At 39.9% G+C, this 1,071-nt stretch carries 2 pseudogenes; both read right to left on the reverse strand.

What is annotated here, in order from left to right:
* Window positions 1-484 (reverse strand): annotated as a pseudogene (locus DYY66_RS11300) (DNA primase); the annotation flags it as partial.
* A pseudogene (locus DYY66_RS15055) lies at window positions 481-722 on the reverse strand (DNA primase); the annotation flags it as partial. The pseudogenes DYY66_RS11300 and DYY66_RS15055, both read right to left, overlap by 4 nt.
* Between the last annotated feature and the right edge of the window lie 349 nt (window positions 723-1,071).

A 1,071-nucleotide genomic window follows, 5' to 3' on the forward strand; every position in this document is an offset into this window, starting at 1 on the left:
TCATGATATCAACAAGTTTTGTAACCTCTTTTTTGGATTCTGAGATACAGTTCTTGCATCCAACAGATACAGTCTCAAACTTTGTCGAGCCACACTTGGTACACTGCGACTGGAATTCAGTGGCATGATTACTGCAAGAGCTGCACTTGAATACAGTATGATCTTTTCTGCATGAAAGACCCAGATCCTTTGCATCGATATCAAATATCAAGTCAGCACCCTTCCAGTCTTTTTCAGACATGGGAAGGTTTGGGAATGTATAGTATGCATTAGAACAATACACATCGGATGGAACCTCTCTCATCAATAACAGATGAAGTTCCTTGTCGTTTTTTACAACCAAGTGTCTGGTCATACCAGAATTGAACTTTTGATATCCAAACTCTCGCTCTGTTGCACGTTGCGGTACATGTATCAAGTCAAAGCGATTAAAATAATATTCCTTGAATGCGGATTGTATCAGAGATACATCTTTTTCAATCATGGACTCTTCCTCTTTTTGCCAAACTGTACAGGATTTATTATTCCATCACAGTCAGGTGTGGCAAAACAAAGGCTTTCACTTCGTAATTTTTCACATGACGGACATTGGTATTTTGTTCCACTTCCAGACGAGCCTGAGATGTGCTCTAACTGATATTTCGTAGTTCTCTCGTTGTAATCTGGAGCATTCTTGAACAAGGGAGCAATCTGGTCAACCGTCTGGCCCTTTGATAGAAGATNTAACTTCCATTCTTTTTCATGGAAATGTACAGCCCTCTGCAGATAGTCAGGCACCTTGATGACAAACTCTTCATTGTCAATTNTTGGATCTTTCCATTGATGTATTCACCAAGCTCAGCTCGTATCAGCCTGACTGTTTCATGTGCACTAAGATAAACAAAACCATTTGCAACTCTTCGGTTTACAAGCTTCCATTCCTTTTCATGGAAATGTACAGCCCTCTGTAAATAGTCAGGCACCTTGATGACAAACTCTTCATTGTCAATTGATACATTGATTGAAAACAGATCCTGGATTATCTTTAGCGGAAGTTCCAGGTTTTTTTTGTCTCTACTCACCCACAAGTCC

The sequence above is a fragment of the Candidatus Nitrosotalea sp. FS genome, assembly GCF_011319475.1.
Taxonomy (GTDB): domain Archaea; phylum Thermoproteota; class Nitrososphaeria; order Nitrososphaerales; family Nitrosopumilaceae; genus Nitrosotalea.